At 42.7% G+C, this 23,553-nt stretch carries 18 protein-coding genes and 1 pseudogene; 12 read left to right on the top strand and 7 right to left on the bottom strand.

The features are described from left to right. Position 1: 1 nt before the first annotated feature. Both AB4351_RS14635 and AB4351_RS14640 read left to right on the top strand, forming a co-directional pair. Positions 2-2,440, top strand: a complete 2,439-nt coding sequence (locus AB4351_RS14635; RefSeq protein WP_372126395.1) for an ABC transporter permease — start codon at positions 2-4, stop codon at positions 2,438-2,440. 532 nt (positions 2,441-2,972) lie between these two features. Next, positions 2,973-4,427 (top strand): FAD-dependent oxidoreductase, encoded by a 1,455-nt coding sequence (locus tag AB4351_RS14640; RefSeq protein ID WP_372126397.1) that lies wholly within the window; start codon positions 2,973-2,975, stop codon positions 4,425-4,427. A 180-nt stretch (positions 4,428-4,607) separates the two neighbouring features. On the opposite strand, the gene AB4351_RS14645 is transcribed toward AB4351_RS14640, so the two are convergent. The 3 genes from AB4351_RS14645 to AB4351_RS14655 all read right to left on the bottom strand — a co-directional run bounded on the left by AB4351_RS14645 (position 4,608) and on the right by AB4351_RS14655 (position 7,182). Beyond that, a complete protein-coding gene (locus AB4351_RS14645; RefSeq protein ID WP_017060082.1) occupies positions 4,608-5,558 on the bottom strand; it encodes a biotin-dependent carboxyltransferase family protein in 951 nt (316 codons plus the stop codon). Then, complete coding sequence (locus AB4351_RS14650; RefSeq protein WP_372126399.1) at positions 5,551-6,303, bottom strand: allophanate hydrolase subunit 1; 753 nt, start codon at positions 6,301-6,303, stop codon at positions 5,551-5,553. Before AB4351_RS14650 ends, AB4351_RS14645 begins: the two co-directional genes overlap by 8 nt. 135 nt (positions 6,304-6,438) lie before the next feature. Beyond that, entirely contained in the window at positions 6,439-7,182 is a 744-nt protein-coding gene (locus AB4351_RS14655) for a 5-oxoprolinase subunit PxpA (RefSeq protein WP_372073417.1), read from the bottom strand. A gap of 170 nt (positions 7,183-7,352) precedes the next feature. Between AB4351_RS14655 and AB4351_RS14660 the strand changes: the two genes are divergently transcribed. The 4 genes from AB4351_RS14660 (at position 7,353) to galE (ending at position 11,166) form a co-directional block, all read left to right on the top strand. Further along, the gene (locus AB4351_RS14660; protein ID WP_017069912.1) at positions 7,353-7,568 is read left to right on the top strand and encodes a hypothetical protein; all 216 of its coding nucleotides are present in this window, start codon (positions 7,353-7,355) and stop codon (positions 7,566-7,568) included. Further along, the gene (locus AB4351_RS14665) at positions 7,558-8,094 is read left to right on the top strand and encodes a YfiR family protein (protein WP_372055049.1); all 537 of its coding nucleotides are present in this window, start codon (positions 7,558-7,560) and stop codon (positions 8,092-8,094) included. Before AB4351_RS14660 ends, AB4351_RS14665 begins: the two co-directional genes overlap by 11 nt. Then, positions 8,094-10,070 carry a diguanylate cyclase domain-containing protein gene (locus AB4351_RS14670; protein WP_372126401.1) on the top strand — a complete coding sequence of 659 codons (1,977 nt, stop codon included), beginning with the start codon at positions 8,094-8,096 and terminating at the stop codon, positions 10,068-10,070. Before AB4351_RS14665 ends, AB4351_RS14670 begins: the two co-directional genes overlap by 1 nt. A gap of 82 nt (positions 10,071-10,152) precedes the next feature. Further along, entirely contained in the window at positions 10,153-11,166 is a 1,014-nt protein-coding gene (galE, locus tag AB4351_RS14675; RefSeq protein ID WP_017060088.1) for a UDP-glucose 4-epimerase GalE, read from the top strand. A gap of 358 nt (positions 11,167-11,524) precedes the next feature. Here the strand turns inward: galE and AB4351_RS14680 are convergent, their stop codons facing one another. Then, on the bottom strand, positions 11,525-13,672 hold the full coding sequence (locus AB4351_RS14680) for a TonB-dependent hemoglobin/transferrin/lactoferrin family receptor (protein WP_372126403.1): 2,148 nt from the start codon (positions 13,670-13,672) through the stop codon (positions 11,525-11,527). A gap of 224 nt (positions 13,673-13,896) precedes the next feature. Between AB4351_RS14680 and AB4351_RS14685 the strand changes: the two genes are divergently transcribed. After that, a complete protein-coding gene (locus tag AB4351_RS14685) occupies positions 13,897-14,784 on the top strand; it encodes a LysR family transcriptional regulator (protein WP_065584957.1) in 888 nt (295 codons plus the stop codon). On the opposite strand, the gene AB4351_RS14690 is transcribed toward AB4351_RS14685, so the two are convergent. Continuing rightward, positions 14,776-17,457: a GNAT family N-acetyltransferase gene (locus AB4351_RS14690; protein WP_372126405.1), complete on the bottom strand. Its 2,682-nt coding sequence runs from the start codon at positions 17,455-17,457 to the stop codon at positions 14,776-14,778. The genes AB4351_RS14685 and AB4351_RS14690 overlap by 9 nt on opposite strands. 216 nt (positions 17,458-17,673) lie before the next feature. Here AB4351_RS14690 and AB4351_RS14695 point away from each other — a divergent pair, with 216 nt between their 5' ends. Both AB4351_RS14695 and AB4351_RS14700 read left to right on the top strand, forming a co-directional pair. Further along, positions 17,674-18,237: an SPOR domain-containing protein gene (locus AB4351_RS14695; protein ID WP_017060092.1), complete on the top strand. Its 564-nt coding sequence runs from the start codon at positions 17,674-17,676 to the stop codon at positions 18,235-18,237. 179 nt (positions 18,238-18,416) lie between these two features. Continuing rightward, positions 18,417-19,412 (top strand): D-alanine--D-alanine ligase, encoded by a 996-nt coding sequence (locus AB4351_RS14700; RefSeq protein ID WP_048613615.1) that lies wholly within the window; start codon positions 18,417-18,419, stop codon positions 19,410-19,412. A gap of 155 nt (positions 19,413-19,567) precedes the next feature. On the opposite strand, the gene AB4351_RS14705 is transcribed toward AB4351_RS14700, so the two are convergent. Next, positions 19,568-20,536 (bottom strand): tyrosine-type recombinase/integrase, encoded by a 969-nt coding sequence (locus AB4351_RS14705; RefSeq protein WP_372126408.1) that lies wholly within the window; start codon positions 20,534-20,536, stop codon positions 19,568-19,570. A gap of 100 nt (positions 20,537-20,636) precedes the next feature. Here AB4351_RS14705 and AB4351_RS14710 point away from each other — a divergent pair, with 100 nt between their 5' ends. From AB4351_RS14710 to AB4351_RS14720, 3 genes and pseudogenes are all read left to right on the top strand, one after another. Further along, positions 20,637-21,005, top strand: a complete 369-nt coding sequence (locus AB4351_RS14710) for a DUF3319 domain-containing protein (RefSeq protein ID WP_017060095.1) — start codon at positions 20,637-20,639, stop codon at positions 21,003-21,005. A 3-nt stretch (positions 21,006-21,008) separates the two neighbouring features. Next, on the top strand, positions 21,009-21,320 hold the full coding sequence (yciH, locus tag AB4351_RS14715; RefSeq protein ID WP_372126409.1) for a stress response translation initiation inhibitor YciH: 312 nt from the start codon (positions 21,009-21,011) through the stop codon (positions 21,318-21,320). A 1,011-nt stretch (positions 21,321-22,331) separates the two neighbouring features. Next, a pseudogene (locus tag AB4351_RS14720) lies at positions 22,332-22,820 on the top strand (GGDEF domain-containing protein); the annotation flags it as partial. 546 nt (positions 22,821-23,366) lie between these two features. Here the strand turns inward: AB4351_RS14720 and AB4351_RS14725 are convergent. Continuing rightward, positions 23,367-23,519, bottom strand: coding sequence for a YoaH family protein (locus AB4351_RS14725; protein ID WP_004731009.1), 153 nt, complete (start codon positions 23,517-23,519; stop codon positions 23,367-23,369). Positions 23,520-23,553 lie beyond the last annotated feature (34 nt).

Genomic DNA, 23,553 nt, shown 5'->3' on the forward strand with positions numbered 1-23,553 from the left:
ATTGAATTCATCAAACGGACTGAATAAACGCCTGTTTTCATGGAGTATCGAAGAGATTCGACACGGCCAGTTGTGGCCAGTTTCAATCGCTTTAACGCTTATTATTGCTTGTGTATTTGCATTGTCGGCGTTGGCCGAACGTATGGAGCAGGTAATTGTTAAACAGGGCAAAGATGCGCTTACTGCTGATAGCGTGTTTATCTCAGCAAACCCAATTCCGCAATCCTTGTTAGACCTCACTCAAGTTGAACAATTAGAAAGATCTCAGTTGACTCGTTTTTCAACCATGGCATTCAGTGATAACTCAATGCAGTTAGTGACGGTAAAAGCAGTTGAAAGTAATTACCCATTACGCGGTGAAATGATCTTAGAGGGCGCTGATAAAGCATCAAGTAACCATGTTGAGCCGGGTGAACTTTGGCTAGACGAGCGTATATTTGCACAGTTAGAGGTTGAAATTGGTGACAATGTCACTATTGGTGATGCCGATTTAGCGATAACTGGACGAATCACTCAAGAACCAGGCTTAAGCTTTAACCCATTCCAACAAATGCCAGCCGTTCTGATTCATACAAGCGATATTGATGCCACGGGAGCGATTCAACCGGGCAGTCGTGTTAGTTTTAGGCTGTTTCTCAACGGTGATGATACAAAACTGCAAGCCGCGCAAGACAGCGTAGAATTAACACCAAGCGATCGCTGGCGTACTCAAGATTCTGCGAGCCGTACTAACGACATGTTCGAAAGCACGACTCAATATCTTTCGTTAACCGTTGCTATTGTTGTGATCATGGCTGCGACCACTTTGGTACTCACTTGCCAACATTATGTTGCGAGTCGCCGTAAAACCATCGCGATGCTTAAGAGTTTGGGTGCAAGCAAGCAGTGGATCGTTAAATGGTTGTCTGTACAGGTATCTTTATTAGTGGTTATCGGTGCAGTACTGGGAATAACTATCGGTATCGGCTTAGAGTTTTTGCTTCGTATACCTCTGGGTGACTTATTACCAACGCCACTTCCTAGCTATGGTATTGAACCTGCAATCTTGGCGATTTTATCAAGCATCCTAATTGGTGTTCCTGCTCTTGGTATCCCGTTAATTGGCTTGGTCAACACCTCGGCAATCAGCGTTATCCAATCAAGTCACCAGTCCAATGAAAGCTACAAGAAATATTTGTTGTTACTGGTACCGATTATTCCAATGATGCTGATGTATGGCGACAATCTATTGGTATGGATAGTTTTAGCGGGTATCGCTTGCCTGTTCTTAGTGCTTGCGGTCGTCAGTACGCTTGTTCTGCGTTTAGTTAGTAAGTTGCCGACATCGACATCGATGCGTTTGGCATTGAGTCGAATTAATCGCACACCTTTAGCAACTGGGATTCAATTTGGCTCTTTAGCGCTTTCACTGATGTTGCTGTCTATCATCTGGTTGGTAAGAAGTGATTTACTGTCAGATTGGCAACAAACCTTACCCGAGAACGCACCGAATGCGTTTGCACTTAACATTGCAAGCTATGAGAAAGACAGTTATCTCGAGACGATTGATGCAAACGAAGTAGAGCGTACTCAAGCGTTTCCAATTATCCGAGGACGACTGACGACGATAAACGGTGTTGAAGCGTCGGAATACAGCGATACCTCAGGCGAAACAGACGCACTAAGTCGAGAGATCAACTTCACTTGGGGAGATAGCTTACCCGAGTACAATGAAGTGTTAGAAGGTAACTGGACGCAAGAGCATGGCGTATCTGTGGAATCGGATGTCGCGGAGCAACTGGATCTAAAGATTGGCGATGAGCTGTCATTCACAATCAACAGCCAGAATGTTTCTGCCAAGGTGAATAGCATCCGCAAAGTCGAGTGGCGAGAAATGAAGCCGAACTTCTACTTCATTTTTACTCCAGATGTCTTGAGTTCAATCCCTTCTACTTGGCTAGTGAGCTTCAGATTAGAAGAACAACACAATCAGATGCTCAACGAACTCTCTCGAAATCATCCAACCGTGAGTTTGATGGATATTCGTAAGATGGGTAGCAAGATCCAAGAGTTGCTTAAGCAGATTGTTTGGTCGATTACCGTACTTGCGGCGTTAGGTGTGGTGGCGGGGCTGTTGCTTATCTTCACTCTATTGCGATTGAGCTTATCTCAAAGACAACAAGAGATACGCTTGTATCGAACATTAGGCGCGAGTAAGAAGCGAATTCTCAATACTATTTGGTGTGAGTACGGTTTAATGGCGTTAGTCGCAGGCTCAATTGCAGCCCTTGGTTCTGAGCTCAGCGTGGCAGGAATGATGAACTTTGGTTTTGAGTTACAACCTTCACTTCACCCGATGTTGTGGATAGCGCTACCGGTGCTAACGTTCATCACATTAGCCGCGGTAGTGAATAGCTTAATCAAACGTTTGTTGGCACCAGTAAACAAGGATTTTGGCTAGTCGTTAGCGAGATCTAGCCAAGCGCTTAAAACGGTCTAAAAGTGAGATTATTTATACTTAGTCATGCACTATTTATAATACGTCGCTTTAGACCGTTTTTTATTTAACCAACCGGTAGCATAAGTAAAAAATATCGCACCTTAGATTCCACTGTTTTTAGCATTTTTTAAAACTAATTACCCAATAATGCCGATTTAATGAACAGCGGTTAGTCCCTGTAAACAAAGGGTTTGCGCAACTTAGCAAGAACGTTATCAACAGTTATCCACAAAAACGGTGGATAACTTTAGGGATAAGTTAACCGCTATGTTTTAAGAGTACTGAGGCAGCCTTTATGTGGCGTCACTTAGGACAAATTTGACTGTTAGAATAACCTTTAAAACCCTATCTGGAGTTATTGAGTCAAGAGATTATTTATGTTTTTTACATAGATATTAAATCCCGCCTATCTAAGACCTTGATAAAAATGTGTTTTAATTCATCGCAGAACAAAAGTAGAATAGAGGCAGTTAATCTTATTCTACAGAACACGATGAACCACAACAAAACGGATACAAATCAACCTTCTATTGCCATTGTTGGTGGTGGTATTGCCGGAACAACGAGCGCGATTCACTTTAGTGAGTTGGGTTTTAAGGTCACTATCTTAGAAAAAGGGCCGAGTTTGGTTAATGGTCCACCAATTTGCCACCTGCACGCTGGCGGCAATTTGTATCGAGATATTTCTGTAGAGCAGTGTCTTCAATTGCTCACACAGTCAATTGATACCGTCCGCTTATTCCCTCATACGATCAATATTCGTCCGACAATCATCGCCGTTCCGCACAGTGATGGTGGAGAGCCGTTGGATCTGCTTCCTCGTCTCAAGATAATCAAAAGCGCTTATGCCGATCTTGTTAAACAAGATAAAAGCAACCAAGTGCTCGGTGATCCGGAAGAGTATTATAAGCTGTACAGCAAAGAAGATTTATTAGCACTTTCTGCGAAAACACAGCCTCTGAAACCAACATCGCTTGATGATTGGTGTATTCCTTTCGCCAAGCATACGGATTTAGAGACCCTAAAGTATCCTGTTGCGATGGTCCAAGAGTATGGCTGGAGCGTATTCCGACTTTCTGCGACCGCTCAACTCTCTTTGGGGCAACAAGCTAACTGTACTGTGTTAACCAACAGCCGATTACAATCTGTTGAGTCGACAGGTCAAGGTTGGTCTTTGACTTATACCGATGCCGAAAACCAAAGCTGCCAACTAACGACCGATTACTTGATTAATGCGAGTGGGTTTGAAACGGGTATCGTAGATGACTTTGTTGGCTCTAAGCAGCAAAGACTTGTTGAGTTTAAAGCTGCATACGTTACAGAGTGGCCATATTCGCAAGAATGTAAGGAAGAGTGGCCAGAAGTTATCTTCCATGGCCCGAGAGGCACACCGCAAGGCATGGCGCAATTAACGCCGTATGCTGATGGTGTGTTCCAACTTCACGGCATGACAGAAGGGATTACTCTGTTTGAGGGTGGGCTTGTTTCATCGTCAACAGACTCGTCACAGCCACAGTTGCCTTCGAAGCTGCTTAAGAAAATCGTATCGGGTTGGAGTGAAGATCAGCTTGAATTAAGAACTCGCGCGGCAATAACGCATATGTCTCAGTTCATCCCAAGTTTCAGTTCTGCATTGGTCGGTGGTAAACCTTTGTTTGGTGCACAACAGATTCCGGGAACCGATCCAAGCTTAAGAGCTTCAGACGTTTCATTCTGTGGGGATCGCTATGCTCGACTTGAAGTAGTAAAAGCTTCTTCAACATTAGAAGCGGCACAAAAGGTCGCTGAGCAATGGTTTGATGTATCAGAGGCGGCATCTATTGAAGACACACACTCAGTGACAATGTCACTTAATCTAAATGATATTGAAAACAGAGCGATAGATTTGACACAAGAACGTGGATACCCAGAAGCGCTTGCCAAGGTGTCAGGTCTAGATCACGCTTAATAGCCTATAATTAGTCTATCATCATCGACTGCGTTTAATTTCTTCAATTCGGCTTACTGTAATAGGTAAGCCGAATCTTCATTTCAACATCTGCTTAGATACCGAACCTCATCTAAATGACATCTTCCTAGTTGATTATTCTCAGCTACATAGCATTTAGCACATAACACATCGCAAAAACTAATAGCCGAAAAACTGAGCCCATTGGCACCAAACATCTTGTAAGCCCAAGCGATCGCCCTTGCTGAACGATATCGCATGTCCAGGTTTTGCTTGCGCCAAGCGTGGTAAATCGATTCTGGCGACACATCCTATCTTCGGATAACCACCTATGGTCTGTCTATCATTAAGCAGCACGATAGGTTGTCCATCTTGTGGAATTTGAATCGCACCTAAGGCAATGCCTTCTGACAATAGCGAAATGTCAGGCGAGTCGACGGGTTCGCCACTGAGTCGATAACCCATCCGATTTGAGTTTTGGTCAACGTGATACTGCGCGTTATACAAAGTCTCTTTTGCTGACTCGGAGAATAGCTCGCTTTGATAGCCTTCAATCACTCGTAGGTTCACGGGTAGATTGTAATCAGGCGTGTATCGGAAGGTAACACTTACCGCTTTAAATGAATGTGATAGTTGGTGCTGGGTAAAAGCTATTTGTTGCCCTTGTTGGCATGGCTCTCCATCTTGCGTTAATCCACCAATCTTTTCACGAGTGACTGTAGAGCAGCTATCAAGAGTTGATGGAACATCGAAACCGCCCTTAATGGCTAAATACGCCCTTAGACCATTTTTAGGCAAACCAAATGAGAGAACTTGCCCCTTAAAAGCTTGAAAAGTGCTCCAGTTAGCCTGTGGTTTACCATCGAGTTTCGCTTGTAAATCACCCCCGCATAGTGCCATCTCGCAATCAAAATCGATTCTCAACGCACATTGCCCAAGCGTGATTTCCAACGCCGCTTGGTTGACTGGGTTGCCCAATAGATGGTTAGCCCAGCTATAAGAGTAGTCATCAACCGGTCCACCTTGCGTTAATCCAAGATGAGCAACACCAAATCGCCCAAAGTCTTGAATCAAACTCAACGGGCCGGGCTTAATCACTGTCAGTGTTGGTTTAGTTTTTGTCTTAGCCATTTACGATGCCTCCACCCAACTCTACAAATTCTTTTTTTGAAATCGCTATGAAACGGACGGTATCACCAACATTAAGCAGAGACAGTGGTCTTTGCGTGATATCGGCGTTCTTCAACTGGCTATGATCGAACAACGGAAGTGGGCAATTGCCAATAATATTCCAACCGCCCGGTGAATCCGAAGGGTACACAGCTGTTTTCGTATCCGCGATGGCGATACTGCCTTTGGGCACAATTAAGCGGGGTGTGGAGTGACGGGGCAAGGCAAGCTCATTAACCACATCCGACATAAAGGCAAAGCCAGGCGTAAACCCAATCGCACTGACGCTGTATGTCTGTGAGGTGTGATGTTGAATTATCTGGTCGAGCGACAGGCCTTTGTTTTGATATCGGTCTAAATCGAGCGCCGTTTCTGGTGAGTAATAGGCAGGAAGCTCAATCGTATCGCGAGTTTTACTAACACTAGAAAAGGACGACAGAGCATGACTCATCAAATTATTGAGCTGTTCAATGAGCTGCTGTTCTGATATTCGATAAGGGAGGTAGTCGACCAATATTGTTTGGTAAGCCGGCGTCACATTCATCAACACCGATGCCAAATTTTGGCGAATGGCATCGGAAAAGTGAGCCATGTACTGCGCATATTCGGCGCTAGATTGATTATTTGAAGGCGATAGCGTCAAGGTGACTAAAACGCTGCATTCCGCGACTGGCGCTATATTGAATTCAATCTGATTCGTCGTCATTTCGTTTCCATACGTTTGTTATTTTGCCTTTTATTAGCTTACTTGGCGCGTCTCACTTCCGTGTCCAAGCCAATACAAGTCAATTAGATCTCACGAGCGATTAGACCATGCGTCATACCAATCACACGCTTCATACTAATTAAAAGCGTTGAGGTCTTGTCTGATTTTTCTAATTAATGCGATGGATTGAGGGTTATCACCATGAACACAGATAGTATCGGCTTCAATAGGCAGTCTTTCGCCCTCTAAAGTCGTAACCGAGCCATAGTTAATGATTTGCATAACTTGGTTATAGATATCGTCTTGATTGACGTAAACCGAGCCTTTTTGAGTACGTGGCGCTAATTGTCCGTTATTTAAATAAGCACGGTCGGCAAACGCTTCAAACAAGAGAGGCAAGTCATGATCGTCAGCAATATCCAAATACTGTTGATTGTCTGATGAAGAGAGAATCATTAAGGGGATGTTAAATTCAGCGACGGCTTGGGCTACCGCATTAAACACATCAATGTTCGCCATCATATCGTTGTAAAGGGCGCCATGAGGTTTCACATAGCCAACAGATGCATGGTGATATCGGCAAAGGGCTTGTAGTGCACCGACTTGATAACAAACTAGTTCACTGATCTCGTCCATAGTATGAGGAATAGAACGGCGACCAAACCCAACCAAATCTTGATAACCAGGGTGAGCACCAATTTGGGTGTGATAGTGCTGCGCCAGTTTTATGGTTTTGGACATAACGTGCGGATCAGACGCGTGAAAGCCACAAGCGATGTTTGCCATATCGACCCATTCCATGACCGACTCGTCATCGCCCATCTTCCAATTGCCGAAACTTTCTCCCATGTCGCAATTAAGCAAAATCTTCGTTGTCACGTGGTGCTAATCCTTTACGTTTAGGTAAGTAATGACGGTCTTATAAATACCATAAATAAACAGTGACCTAACTCAAACTTTCGACACCGTAGATTTACCAGTATGGTATTTTGTATATAGTTGAACTATTGATTAAAGGATTAATATCTATCTGTATATTAGGTGAGCACATGATATCCCGCCAGGTTTGCTTAGGACTAGCATTAACGACACCTGTTTTTGTAGCTGCTCAAGAAAACTCTTTAGACCAACTCATGTCGATGAGCCTTGAAGAGTTGTCTATGTTAGATGTTGAAATGGAAACGGCTTCGAAAGTGACACAAAAACTTACCGAGATTTGTGTCAACCAAGAGTCCGTATATGTGAGGATCTCTCATGAATTCTAAGTGGCTCAAGTACCGTATTAAGCTCGGTTTTACGAAACTCAGCCTTGCCACTATAGCTATGTTTATTGTGCCTTTGAATACATCGGCGGCTAGTTTCAAACCTTATGAAGTGAAAGCGGTGTACCTTTTTAGAATTGCGAATTTTATACGTTGGAATGATGAAAGCTCAATGAACGCTGTGAACTTTTGTGTGATTGGCGATGAAAAGGTAAGCCAAGTGCTAACGTCAATTACCGAGGGGAAATCTATTCGTTCGCTCGCTATCCGAGTTCAACAGTCGATTACTTCTAAGTGTGATATTACGTATTTGTCTGACCGTAAAAATGACCAATTTCTTAGTCAAGAGCACTCGCCACATACTGTGACAATCAGTGATATCCCTAACTTTACGGACTTAGGTGGAATCATTGAACTCACGCACATCGATAATAAGCTCAAACCTAAGATCAATCTAGAGAACGCAAGGCGCGGTGACTACGTCATTGGCTCGAACCTGTTACGAATCGCTATAGTGGAGGGCCAATAATGTTGTCTTTCATTAATAACATATCGATTAAAAACAAGCTGATATTACCCATTATCATCTTCATCGCAGTCACTTTTGTAACGATCCAATCGGTAAATTACACTGTCACGTTTGAGAGAGAGAAAGAGAGTCTTATTCAGCGTGTTAAAGTGCTAGCACAAGGTGTTGCTTATAACTTGCAAGCCGCGATTTTATTTGAAGACAAGTCATCGGCTCAGGAAATATTGTCAGCTTTCGTCGCAGATAAAGATATTGTTAGAGTGAAGCTCTATGACATCAACGAACAGCTTTTTGCCAGCTATCAGGTGAGCAACACTCTGGTTCCAAGGCCAAACGCAGAAGAATTAGACGATATCGCCGATCATCAATTTGCCATCTCTGAGCATTTCATCTTCTTGCTCGTTCCAGTGACACTGGATGGCGCAGTGATCGCGAACTTGAGAGTAACAATATCGAAAGAGACGTTTAATTCGATCTTAACGAATATTTTCAAGGTTGCGGTCGTCTACCTGTTGTTTCTGGTGATGTTAGGCGGAGTAGTGGTCAAATTGGTGCAACGCTTGATTATCGAACCGATGTTTGACCTCAATGAGGCGATGCAAGCCTTTGTTGAGCGTCGTTCGAAGCAGCCTAAATTAGTCGTAACGAACCGCGATGAAATCGGCGATCTGGTTCGAGCTTTCAATACCATGTTAGAAAGGCTTCAACATCGCGATAACCAAATCAATTTTACGTTAGACAAGTTACAAGAAGAAAAATCATTCGCAAATGAGGTCATTGAAACCGTTCAGCACTCTTTGTTGGTGGTGGATGAAAAAGGGCTCATTCTTCATGCGAACGCAGCTACTCGGGATATTTTTAAATGCTCGGAAGCCTTTCTTGAGAATTTGTTGATCCAAGAGTTGATCGCGACCAAGCAAACGGGTTACTTACAAGATGTTATTGATGCCAATATTGAACTTAATGACGAATTGCTGGAAACCACCGATCTCTTTCAATCAAAACGCTGGCTTCGTGTGAGCAGTCGTTCTTTGACAAAACATGGTCGTATTCTTTATGCAATCCAAGATGTCACCGACATAGAAACGGCCATGAGTCGCCAACGTATTGCTGCGGGTGTTTTCGAAAACAGTAAAGACGGCTTGATCGTGCTCAACTCATCCAATGTGATAACCATGGTTAACCCGGCGATCACACAACTTCTCGGTTATCACTCTGATCTGCTGGTGGGCAAAACACCATTTGAAGTATTTTCGTGGCAGCAATTTTCATCATTGATGCCGACAATTCGCAGTTCGTTAGACAACTATGGTCAATGGCAAGGCGAAGTGTGGGAGAAAAGCGCGTCCGGCACGTTAGTTCCAATGTTTGTCAAAGTGAATCGAATTGCCTCAGACAACGAGAAAGACGAGTTTGATATGGTATTAACGCTGTCTGATTTATCCAACGTTAAAGAGATGGAAAGACTCGAACACTTGGCTCATCACGATGCATTAACCGGGTTAGCGAATAGAGCGCAGCTGTATAAGGTTATGGATGATATTGTCACGTCGAGCCACTATTCAAATCAGCATTTTGCGGTTATTTACTTGGATTTGGATGGCTTCAAAGAAGTGAATGACAACTATGGTCACGATGCGGGTGACGAAATCCTTAAAGAAGTGTCAAACCGGTTATTATCTCAGGTAAGAGCGGGGGATTTGGTTGCACGTTTGTCGGGTGATGAATTTGTTCTTATTATTAAACAGACAAACAAAGTCTTATTAGCGAAGTTAGCCGAGCGATTGTTGGATCTGATCGGGCAAGAAGTGAATTATAAACAGCGTTCACTTCATGTTGGGGCGAGCTTAGGTATCAATTTAGTTGATGGCTCAGAGCGTGATATTGACGTGATTCTAAAGGTTGCTGATGAGGCTATGTACCAAGCGAAACGCAAAGGAAAAGGTCAGTTTGTGTTCGCTCGTGAGGGTAAATAGGCACCGGTGTTTGTGAGCTCACCCTAAGTTGTTGTATCATAAGTGATAGGTTGAATATTTTTAATTAAAAGGTCTGCTAAGCATGAATGTTTTAGTTACAGGTGGCATGGGTTACATTGGTAGCCATACAAGTATCCAGATGATCAACGCAGGTATGACACCTGTACTTTTTGATAGCTTGTACAACAGCAAACCAAGCGTTCTAGAGCGCATCGAAAAAGTCTCGGGCGTTCGTCCCAACTTCATTGAAGGTGACGTTCGTGATAAAGCGCTTTTGACTGAAACTATGAAGCAACACAACATCGAAGCGGTTATCCATTTTGCTGGTCTGAAAGCCGTCGGAGAGTCTGTGGAAAAGCCTCTTGAATACTACGACAACAACGTAAACGGCACTTTAGTTCTTGTTGATGCAATGCGTGATGCGGGTGTAAAAACCTTGGTATTTAGCTCTTCAGCAACGGTATACGGTGATCCTGCAAGTGTGCCAATTACTGAAGACTTCCCAACAAGCGCTACCAACCCATATGGTCGTAGTAAACTAATGGTTGAAGAGTGTTTAACCGATTTCCAAAAAGCCAATCCTGATTGGAGCATTACACTGCTGCGTTACTTTAACCCTGTAGGTTCACATCCAAGTGGTGAGCTAGGTGAAGACCCGCAAGGTATCCCAAATAACCTAATGCCATTTGTCTCTCAAGTAGCAGTGGGCCGCCGTGAATTCCTATCTGTATTTGGTAGCGATTATCCAACAAAAGACGGGACTGGCGTTCGCGATTACATCCACGTAATGGATCTGTCTGATGGCCACATCGCAGCGCTTGAGAAAGTAGGGTGCAAAGACGGTCTTCATATCTACAACCTTGGTACGGGTAACGGTTCAAGTGTGTTAGACATGGTTAAAGCATTCGAACAAGCAAGCGGTAAAGAGATCCCTTACAAGCTTGTCGAGCGTCGCCCGGGTGACATCGCAGAGTGTTGGGCAGATCCAGCTAAAGCTCAGAAAGAACTGGGCTGGAATGCAAGCCGCACATTGGCTGAAATGACCGAAGATACATGGCGCTGGCAGTCAACAAACCCGAATGGATTCCCTGGTTAACCTAGTGGTTTCGTGAATGATTCAAAAATTAAAAGATGCTTTCGGGCATCTTTTTTGATCTTAATCGAATAAAAAGTAAATTAGTGGTTAAAAAGTATCATTCTGTATCCGCTGTGTTATTATGCTCGCGAATTATATGTTTAATGTTAATTTTCTTTGGAGTTAATCATGGAACTAGGCCTAATCATCACTTTCATCGTTGCTGCTGCAGTAATGGTTAAAAAAGAGATGGCAGAGAAGTAATTTCACTTATTACCTTTTTTATACAATTTTTTAGTGAAATAAATTAAAAGCCAGCAATTAAGCTGGCTTTTTAGTTTCTGCTGTATCAGATTCTGTCGTTAAGTTTTCTAACGAGTTAGAATTCGTATTTAGCGGAAATACCGTAGTTTCTTTCCGCTTGAGTGTTCTCTTTGTAAAGTTCATCATCACCGCGAATATCATTCCAACGGCAGTACTCTTCGTTAGTTAAGTTGAACACACCACCACGAATCGTCAGATCCTTCATTGGTTTGTAGTAAGCTGTTAAATCAACAACTGTTGCGCTTGGAAGCTCAGCCTGGCCTGCGTTACCGCCACTTTCGTCATCGAAGTTGATGTCTGAACCAGATTTGTCAGCTGTGTAGTTTAACTTAACGCTAGTACCCCAATTTTGGTTTGGCGCATCATAGTTAAGACCTAACACCGCATTCCAAGGGTTAACACTATTTAGTGCATTTCCGTTTCCGTCCTCACCCTCTGTGTATGAAGCTACGAAGTGAGTTGAAATACCCTTAGGCGCACCAACCAAGACATCCCAAAGTAACGTGTTCGAGAATTCAATCCCCTTTATCGTTGCCGAATCCAAGTTAACGTTAGAATAGTGCGTTGTTCCACCAACCTTTTTCATAACCACTGTCTCGATAAAGTCATCGTAGTCACTGTAGTAGGCCGCGATTTCAGATGATGAAGCTTGAGTGTTGTGACGATAGCCTAGCTCGTATGAAATACTGGTTTCTGATTTAAGATCTGGATTTGGATCATTTACGTACCCATGTCCAGGGTTATCATATGTATAGTAAAGTTCATCAAAAGAAGGGGCTCTAAAGCCTTGGCTAATTTGGCCAAAAATAGTGCCTGTATCTGTAAGTTTGTATGTTGAACCTAAACGACCAGTTACCGCAGAATCTGAGAAATCACTCAACGTCTCAGTGGTGTTGTTACCAGGATCAGTTGAGAAATAGTCAAAGCGTACACCAGGGGTAACAATAAGTTTGTCATTCACTAAGCTAATTTCGTCTTGAATAAACAAGCCAAATTTTTGCTCCTTAGCATCTGGAGTATATACATAAAGTTGGTTATCAGTAGCAGGATCAGAGTTATACTCCATATTGGTGTTGCTGATGTCACTATGTGTATAAGTTGCACCATACACTAGGTAATGGTTGTTAATTTCTTTATCTAGCTGAGTCTCGATTTCAAGCTTATCTTCAGTGTACTCGTAGTCTTTTGTTTGTAAGTTGTCGTTGTTAGCTGGTACCCAAGGTGGCATACCTGGGCCTGCAGGTTTAAAGCGCTTAGTTACACCATTCTCTTCTTTAGAAATGTACGATACTTTACTCGTTACAGTATCGGCAATTGTGCCATCAGCGAACCAAATGTGCTTAATAGCGAATCGATTTTGCGTTGTGTCATCAGCACCTGTATAGCTATCGTAGCTTGAGTGGTAGATGTCAGAGTCTGAAGTATCTTTGATTAGCTCAGCTAAAAACTCGATACGATGACTTTCGTTTAACTGATATTGCAACTTAACCAAAAGATTATCTGCTGAAGTATCTTGACCTTCTACAGCGTAGTTCTCTAAGTCGTTAGGGTTACGGAAGTTTTGCAACTCTTCACCATCTCGACGAGTGTAGGCTACCAATGTTTCTAGGTCATCGAATCGATTAGCTAATGCAACGTGCTCACTGAAAGAGTTATCTTCTGAAGAGTAAGACAGTTTCGCTTGACCGCCAAAGTCTTCTCCATCTTTTAAGAAATCAGAAGGGTCTTTAGTTTCAAAGGCGACAACACCACCAATAGCGTCGCTTCCGTGTAAACTTGAAGCCGCACCTTTGATAATTTCGACACTTTTCAGCATATCGGGATCGATTGAAATACCGCTAGAGTTAATAAATGCGTAAGGGCCACCATCAAATGAACCTGGTTGCGATGAGCCATCCACTAAAATCTTTACGCGCTTACCTTCCATGCCACGAATGTTGATGGTTTGTGCACCTTGTCGAGAGCTCGAGTTCATCGTTACACCTGGAGTGTATTCGAAGATTTCGTTAACATTTTTTGCCATGTTCTCTTCGATTTGCTCATCGGAGATGACTGCAACAGAAGCCGCTGTATTGATAAGTGTTTGATTCGTGCGCGTCGAGGATACAACAACCTCATCAAATAGGGCATAATCTTCAGCAAAGGCTGACGTTGATGAAAGCGCTAAAACGATTGAAGCAGAGAGCAGGGATTGCTTATACATCTGATAGTTACCTTAGTTCCATAGTATTATCTTGATTTGCGAAATATAATATTGGATCTAAATGATAATTACTATTATTTGCATTTAAATAATTTTCAATTTTATCAACTAACTCATAATTAATACTCTTAAATATCTGTATTAAAAAGACTTTTACAGTTCCATTCACAGCCTGAATGCTTCTGTTTTTGTGATTCAAGTCTCATTTATAAAGTAGGAAAGCTATGCATAGTCCAATAACACTTGAAGCGTTACACATCCTAGACGCCATCGACCGACGTGGAAGTTTCGCCGCCGCGGCCAATGAAATGGACAGAGCGCCTTCATCACTCAGCTATCAAATACAGAAGCTTGAACAAGATCTAGACATCATGATTTTTGACCGCTCAGGCCACCGTGCAAATTTCACGGAAGCGGGTCAGTTGATACTTGAGCAAGGTAGAATCATTCTTGGAGCTACAGAACGTCTTGTTAACGAGGCAAGCATTCTAGCCAATGGTTGGGAGCTCGATTTGACCATCGCATTTGATGGCATTATCCCGATTGCTAACTTTTTCCCACTGGTAGATGAACTAGGAAAAATCAGTAAAACACGCGTTCGTTTGCAAGAGGAAATCTTAGCGGGTTGTTGGGAATCTCTCACAGATGGTCGTGCTGACTTATTGATATGCCCTAAGCTCGATACAATTCCAAACGATATGAAAAGTGACGTAATTGGTAAAATGGAGATGGTGTGGGTCGCGGCATCAAGCCACTATGTTCACAATCGTTCTGGTGAATTCGATCAGAAGGCGAGAGAAAGTTACAGGGTTATTGCCATTGCAGACACCGCACGCGATCAGCCAGCACTAAGCATCAATATTCTAGAGAAACAGCCACGTTTAACCGTGACAAGCTTTCCTGCGAAAGTAGAGGCTTTGACGTCAGGACTAGGGATTGGCACTTTGCCGAATAGTGTCGCTAAACCTTTGATTGAATCGGGCGTTCTACAGCAGATCTCCGGTACCGAGCCACAGCCTATTGATATCGTAATGGCTTGGCGACGCAACAAAATGGGCGACGCTAAGTCTTGGTGTATCCAACATCTTAAAAAGACATGGGCGTTAAAGTAACGGTAACACCATATCTGCAGTACCATCTTCAAAACTGATATCTAGCTTAAAACCGAGCTTTTGAGCTAGTGTTAGCATCCCTCTATTGGTTGGCATCGTCATACCCGACATCTGTTTAGTCTGCTTCGCACGGCAGTAATCGATAACCTTGGTCATAAGAATGCGACCTAGACCAACACGTTTAAGGTCAGAACGAATCAATATTGCGAATTCGGCGTCTGTGTTCTCAGGGTTAATCAGCGCACGGGACACGCCGATGATCGCTGGAACGCCTTGTTCCTCGCGAACGACCACAAAAGCGATTTCTCTATCGAAATCAATCTGAGTGAAATTCGCCAACGCCTCATGATTGAATTCACCGACATCACTAAAGAAACGCTTATAGAGATCTTCCTTAGACACACGGTTAATGAAGTCAGCATGCAGCGGTTCATCTTCGGGAAGAATAGGGCGTAACAACACTTCGGTTCCATCTTTTAGCTGGATACGTTCTTCAAGCTCGACTGGGTAAGGGCGAATGGCCAACCTTTCTTGCGGATCCCCTTCGTAGGCTTTCAATATGATATCAGCGTCTAATATCGTGAATTTGTCTCCGTTGGCGAGTACTGGATGGATATCCAAATCATGTATTTCACGGCAATCAACGACCATCTGCGATATACGTACCAATAATTCAGAAAGGCCCTCTATATCAATCGGGTTAGGGAGTTTTTGTAGACGAATCTTGCCACTTTTTATCGCTCGAATAATCAAGTAGCGCGCCAGTGTCATGTTGAGCGGTGGAAAAGCAGCGGCGGCGTCAATCGATTCATCCCATTCCGAGCCACCTTGTCCAAGTAAAATGATAGGGCCAAAGGTTTCGTCCGTTGTGACCTTAACTCGCAGTTCTTGGCCACCCGCGAGCTTGGCCATTCCTTGAATTAACAAGCCATGGATGTGCGCTGTAGGGAAGGATAATTGAGAACGATCGAGAATTGCCTGAGCCGCATTGGCCACTTCACTGCTGTTTCGCAAATTGAGCATCACGCCTTGTACGTCTGACTTATGTGCAATATCCGGCGAACGTAATTTTACTGCGACGGGATAACCAATCGTTTCAGCGATGTGCACCGCTTCACTTGGGTCAGAAGCGATCCAAGTTGGTAACACATCGAGGTTGAAGCTCTTGAAAAACTGACTGTTTTGGTGAGTATCAAGGCTAACTGTATCTTTATCCAGTAATTGTCTTTTTATCCAACTTTTCGCATCTGCTAGATCTTCAATGTGTACTTTTTCTGCAGTAGTCGGCGTTTCCATTAACTGACGTTGGTTACGTCTGTACTCGACTAAGTGCATGAATGCGACCACTGAGCTTTCAGGGGTTCGATAGGTAGGGAAACCCGCTTCGGTAAACAGCTTTCGTGCAGGCCTTGCTGTTAGCTCACCAGACCAATTCGTCAGGATATTAAAGCGCTTGTGGCGAGGGTGCTTTTTAATCGCTTCAATAATTCGTTCTGCCGTTTTAGCGGAATGTGCAATTGCTGAAGGGCTGTGCATGATAAGAATCGCATCCGCTTCATCACCATCGAGTAATATGTTTATGGTGTCGATATAACGTTGGTCACCGGCATCACCAACAATATCGATAGGATTGCTGTGAGACCAACTCGATGGCAACACCTTGTTCAACTTATCAAGTGTCTCTTCTGAAAACTCTGCAAGCTTGCCACCGCGGTCAAATAGGGTATCCACCGCCATAATTGCAGGACCGCCACCGTTAGTAACAATAGCCAAGCGCTCGCCGCGCAATGGTACTGAATGAGTCAGTGTTTCTACCGCAGCAAACAGTTCATGTAAGTTCTTAACTCGTAGCATGCCGCTGCGTCGAATTGCAGAGTCGTAAATGATATCTAATGTGTCGGCACCGCCAGTGTGTGCCATTGCTGCGGCTCTGCCTTTCGCCGTTCGACCGCCTTTCAACACCAAAATTCGTCTGTTACGCGAAGCCGCACGCGCTGCAGAAATAAAGCGTCTCGCATCGGTAATGCTGTCTACATAAAGCAATATCGCTTCGGTGTGAGAGTCGGTGCTGAGATAATCCAATAACTCCGAGAATTCGATATCGCTACCATTGCCTATGGAGATAAACGCCGAAAAACCGATCTCTTTGTCATTAGCCCAATCGAGAATAGTGGTACACACAGCTGCCGACTGAGAAACAAAGGCGATCTTACCGGGTAATGCTGTCACTGGAGAGAATGAGGCGTTCAAATTTAACCAAGGGACAATTACCCCCAAACTATTGGAACCCAACACTCGAACGTTGTGCTTCTTGGCAATAGCTAGGCATCGTTCATCATACGTCTCGCCATTATCGCTTTCTTGCTGCATGTCTGAAGAAAGCACAATGACAGAGGCTATACCTTTCTCAGCCAGCTCTTCAAAAATGGCTACATTGCGGGTCGCATTGGTACACAAGATTGCGAGATCAGGAACAATCGGTAACGACAAAATGTTCTTGTAAGAAAGAACGCCGGCCACTGAGTCATATTTCGGCGTAACCGGCATCACCGCACCTTTAAAATCCCCATGCAACAAATTGTTCATAACGATATATCCTGCGCGCGTTTCTCGTTGAGAAGCACCAACAACAGCGATTGAACGGGGTTTAAGTAGGGGATCAAGATGATTCATAGACATATCCTAGCAATGCACGTAAGTTCATCGTAACTTACTTTGCACTTACGGGTTGATGGCAAATTCACCGAATTCAGATGAATAAGCAAACACTGCATAAAGTTTGTGAAATAGGTCACCCACTAATGGTGTATAATCTCAAAGTTAACTTGATTCTAAACCGACGTATCGGCATGATTTATAGTAATTATTATTAAGGATATAGAGCTTTCCATGAAAAAATTTGCAATTGTGACTTTGCCACTGCTCTTGGCTGCATGTGTATCTGACGACTACGTTACCAATGTCACTTCAGATAGTTATCAAGAAGAGTACAAAACGGCAAAAGTTGAAGCTCCCGTTGTATCTCAATCTGAGCAAACAAGCGTTGTTGAAGAAAATGTTGTCAACGTTATCAGAACCGAACCTGTTGAACAGAAAGTCGCTCAAACGACTAAAGCTAAGCCAGTTGCCGTAGTGACAGGCCCAACCAAGAAACAACAAGACATGAACCAACGTTTTGGTTACACAGTTCAAGTTGTTGCTGTTGGCAGCCAAAGTAAAGTCGATTCTTTCGTTAAAATGCTACCTACGACTTCTCAACCAGTTTGGGAAAACTACAAAATGGTTAACGGCACTAAGTGGTTCACGGTACTTTATGGTGACTACGCAACGCGCTTAGAAGCTAAAAAAGCAATCTCAACACTGCCGAACACTTTCCAAAACTTGAAGCCGTTCGTTAAGAGCATTGATGACATCAAGAACTCTGAATACCCAACGCTTAACAAGTTGAACTAAGTTTTGATTCATAAAGAAGGGGCAAATGCTCCTTCTTTTGTTTTAAGACTCGCTGTTTTGTTTAATAGTTAATCGCTCGATCTTTCGAACGCAATTTTAGCAATCAAAACACTGTACCTATCTCGACTTTTGTTTATCACTGAAGTCAGTACTCCTAGTTTCAAGGACCGAATTTACCCATGAACACCACAAACATCCTTCTACTTTGCGGCGGTGGATCTTCAGAGCATGAAGTGTCTTTAGTTTCAGCCAATTACCTTTTTGAACAACTCAATAGCGTTGCAGATTTTAACGTTGTAAGAGTTGAAATTAAAAACGAAGGCTGGTGTCTTGATTCAGGTGAATTGGTTTATCTTGATATTAACGACCAAACCTTGCGCGGTGACAATTTAGCATCTAAAGTCGATTTCATTGTGCCTTGCATCCACGGCTTCCCAGGTGAAACTGGTGATATTCAATCACTGTTTGAAATGGCTAAAATTCCATATCTAGGCTGTGGTTCAGAAGCTAGCAATAACAGCTTTAACAAAATCACTTCAAAGCTTTGGTACGACGCACTCGGCATTCCAAATACGCCGTACCTGTTCTTATCAGACAACAATGATCAAGCTCACTCTCAAGCAATTCAAGCATTTGAAAAGTGGGGTAAAGTGTTTGTGAAAGCGGCTCGTCAAGGTTCTTCTGTAGGTTGTTACCAAGTTAACCAAGTAGAAGATTTAAGCGAGGCTATCAACAAGGCGTTCACTTTCTCGGACCAAGTATTGGTTGAGAAATCAGTGGTGCCTAGAGAGCTAGAAATTGCTGCTTATGAAATCGATGGCGAGCTACACATCAGCAAGCCGGGTGAGGTGATTGCACCGAATGGCGCATTTTACTCTTACGAAGAGAAGTACAGTGCAGACAGCCACTCGATCACTGAAGTTGAAGCAAGTAATTTAACTGACGAACAGCGTGAATTGATTGCAGACAGCGCACGAAAAGTCTTCACCCAGATGAAGCTTCGTCACTTGTCTCGTATCGACTTCTTTTTAACGCAAGACAACGAGATCTACCTGAACGAAGTCAACACCTTCCCAGGTATGACGCCAATCTCCATGTTCCCTAAAATGGTTGAGCATGACGGCCACAAATTCAGCCAGTTCTTAGAAAACTGCGTGAGAACAAGCCTTTCTTAGGTTTCTAACTCGTTTTCGTTCACTTAGAGCTGAACCAACAAGTGCCTTGAGCTTTCGCCAAGGCGCTTTTTGTTTTTAACGCTAACCGTTTTTACAAATATCGTTTTAACCATAACTTATATCAAAATAGTAATATCCAAGTAATCTGCGACCCGTCATTGCCAAGGTATTAACGCCTTAAACTTCATCTTCTCACTATCAGCCGTTCCCGTGAAACCGACATATTGAGCTGGCATTGCCGGGCTAAGCCAACGACCAAAGTCCTGAATCTCTCTCACCTTAAGACCTTGTTTCGACAACTCTTGTGCAGCACCAACACGAATCGAATTTCCAGAGAAATGGTGATTTTCTGGCAGTTGAAGTAAGTCGCTAGCTCTTCTCAATATCCTATAGATGGACGAATCATCTAAAGGCTGCAAACCAATATTCTCATGCTTGTCTATCGCACGAAATACTGGCAAGTCATCTTGTATACCAGTAAACGAAAGCCAACGTTGAAGTGCAACACTGGCTATTTGTGACAATTGATAAGCCGAATCTTTGACTGTTACTTGGTAATGATCTTCAACGTACTCAACATCACTCATCGATAACAACTTAAGCTCTGAGCGCTTTAAAGCACACTCGAACATCACGTTATAAATAGCAATGTCTCTGATCTCTTTCAGGTTTGCTTTCTCATGGGAGAGTAACGTATTCAAATCAGTGAGATGCACAGATGTCATAGCATTGGTTTGTTTAGCGTCACCGGCCATTTTAGATTGTAAGTGGAGTAGGGTAAAGCGAACTTGCCTGTGCTTGATCGGGTTAGCAAAGCTCAACACAGTATGTAACATGCTAAGCGTTGCAGTGTAACGTTTTAGCGATGCGTATTTTCTATCGTTAGACTCCGTTTCAAGAAAACGACGAACAGCGGTTATAGATGCGGGAAGTGTGTTAATACGATGTTTGGTACAGAACGCATGATAGCGATTCCAATCACTGTAAATGCCCAACAGTGAATTGCGAGAGTATTGAAATCCTGTCAACTCATCTATAATTTCTATTGTCGCGTTGCTGTTTAATTTTTCAACAAATGAATTAATTATCACAGAGTCAGTTAAAATAGGGACTTTTTTTCTCAAATTATCATACCTCGACAGGTGTTTTTACCATATTATGCTTGATATCATTATTAGTATACTTATGATTAATGCAGTGAAAACAGAAAGATGATTAATAGATATGGCTAATTCAATTTACCGAAGCGTCCATCTTCAATCGATAGATGCTAACAACACAGTTTGGCGTGCTAAGTTAAAAAACAACGTTATTCAGGGCAACCTAGCTGCCGTGAAAAAGAGTATTGATTGGTGGATTGATACCGCATCTATTATTGATCCAAAAGAATTCATGTCATTAAATAAGTCGAGAGGAACTGGTGGCTCGACTGAAAACTTCAACGGCTACCAAATCAAGAATGACACCGGTGAGCCTAATGCGTGGTATTGCATGTTTAACGGTCGCTTAATCAAAGGCGGCAAGGTTGCAATCCAACGCCATATAGAAGCTTACTTACTCGCAAAACAAAAAGCAGAGCAACAAAAGAAGTAAATTATGAGCCTAGTATATTCAACAGAAACAGGTCGCATTAAGCCTGAAGAAGAGAAAGTCCAACGTCCTAAAGGCGATGGTATCGTTCGAATCCAAAAAGAAACCAAAGGCCGTAAAGGCAAAGGCGTTTCTGTCGTAACTGGCTTAGACCTAGATGACGCACCATTAAAACTAATGGCAGTAGAACTCAAGAAAGTTTGCGGCTGCGGTGGCTCAGTAAAAGATGGCAACATCGAAATTCAAGGTGACGCGCGCGACAAGATCAAAGCGCACCTTGAAAAGAAAGGCTACAAAGTTAAATTTGCTGGCGGTTAATCTCTAACTAATACCAGGGTTAAAATCGAAGATTATTATCACTGGTTATTAGGTATTTTATGGTAAATAGCCAGTATGGTTAAATACACAGTATAAATTAGAGAATATCGGCACAATACAAAGGCAGGGCATCACACAAAGATACCTGCCTTATAAACATCAAAATCCATTTAACATAACGTACATAATACGCAGTTAATAATACATGTAGTTAATTCTAAAGGTAGTATTCTCATCTTTTGTCCTTAAAATCCTTGTTCCAACTGACTCTCACGCTTCTTGCGCCGTTCAGAGTTTTCTTATCGCATTTGAAATCTAATAATTATATAATTGAATCTTCATTCAGAAAATCTAATTGACGCGAAACTTTGTCCGTCTGGTTTAACTTATATGCCACTTCTCTGTTTGCACTAACGGTTCGCTGCGCTGTGTGCAATTCTTGTAAGCATTGCTGTTGTTTCTATTCCAGATTTCACACACGCGACCAATGTTTCTTATCAACTGCACATGCTTAGCTCTCGTTTAAATCCATCAACTAATAAAGTTCGTGTGTCTTATGTAGACCCGCACACAGATTTTTCAAACCTTCTTAACGATTCTCTCTAGAGTTAGTACTTTGTGTTCAGTTTGCATAGATTCATTACACTTATTGCTGGTACACAACACCGATACTTGGGAGATCCATAATCACGGTTTGCCCTGAAATTACGTTCAATTGGACTTAGGTAGCTTTGGTAATAAACCTAAGAGTTACTTTAAACCCATTGCGCTTAGTTTTTCTTTACTTGTTTTCTCTAACTGATATGCCTGCTTTGAAGTCGCAATGGTGTTACCGCCTGAGATTAGAAAGCTTATAATGTTTATCGACACATGTAATCAATAAGTAAAGTGACACTGTAGCTAGCTGTACAGGTAAAGCTTGGTCCTATGGAACACAAAATAAAGAACCCAAATAACAACTGTATATTTACACAGTTAAATTATTATCCCCTTAAAAACGTTACCTTTCGTATAAATACCGAACAAAAACAACGCTATTTAGGCATATATCTGTCGCTGGGCGCGTATTTTTGCCTAGTAATCACGCTAGTGTCGTTGATCTCTTTTAATACGCTCATGGATAAGAACTACATCATCACACCTGACAGATAGCCTACGCGCGTAAATACGGACAGAGACCACGATGGTGGCACCGTAGGCTCATTACATAAGTCAGAAGATGGAATTGAGTTACAGTGTGACTTTGAACAAACCTATAGCTTACCCTTCTGTGAAATTGAGTTCGTTATATCGACCCAAAATAAAGGGCTCGATCTCTCAACGTTCGATTCGGTCACCATCAATATAGAATATGAAGGTCAAGAGGAGCCAAGGTTTCGATTCTACATACGTAACCACGACGACAACTACAGCGCTCAAAGCGACCCTATTTCTAACAAGTTCTATCGCTTAGACTTATCATTCCCCAATAGAAAACACATCAATTTAGCATTCTCAAATTGATACGCGCCGCATTCCTTAATCGACTTCTACACAACACCTTACGCCTCGTAAGCTTTTTAAATACTTATTCTGTAAAGCACATATGTGGCAACGAAGCTTGCTCTAAGCGGTGGTAAGCCATTCGCGATATCGGTTTTGAACATTACCGCTGTGGATTGTCTCACTCTGTTCTTCGATGAAATCATCATTTGTCTGCTTCTGAACATTCATGGATTCTCATCCGTTCAAAATACAAGTCACAACGTCACTAGCCGTAAAAACACCATATATTTAGCCACTTAGGTGCGGTGACACAAATGCTGACACCTAAAATGGCGATTGTTCCACTTTCAGAACTTACTGTAATTTAATTACAACCCAAAGCCAAGAAATGCCTGAAAAGTGGATCACTCCGACATAACTTACTGAATAAAAAGAATTTAATGGCTTTGGATAGGTCGGGAATTTAGGGTAGCTAAAGAGTTGGTATGTACGAGATAATATACTAGAGGGTAATATATTTAGTTATAGTGCACTAAGGGTTAAAAAAGAAGGGCTGATGCCCTACTCTTCTTTATTACTCATTTCTTCACGGATTTGCTCAGCAACGATTTTGATAGCTTGTGCTGTGCTGATGCCTTGGGTCATCATTTCTTGAATTCGTTCAACAGCTTTCTGTTGTTCTTCGTGAGAAAGGGTTGGTAAGTCGTTTAGCATGCTCTGCTCCTTTATTTAGGAGCAGAACTATATA

Source organism: Vibrio sp. 10N.261.51.F11 (genome assembly GCF_041471665.1).
GTDB lineage: Bacteria > Pseudomonadota > Gammaproteobacteria > Enterobacterales > Vibrionaceae > Vibrio > Vibrio crassostreae_C.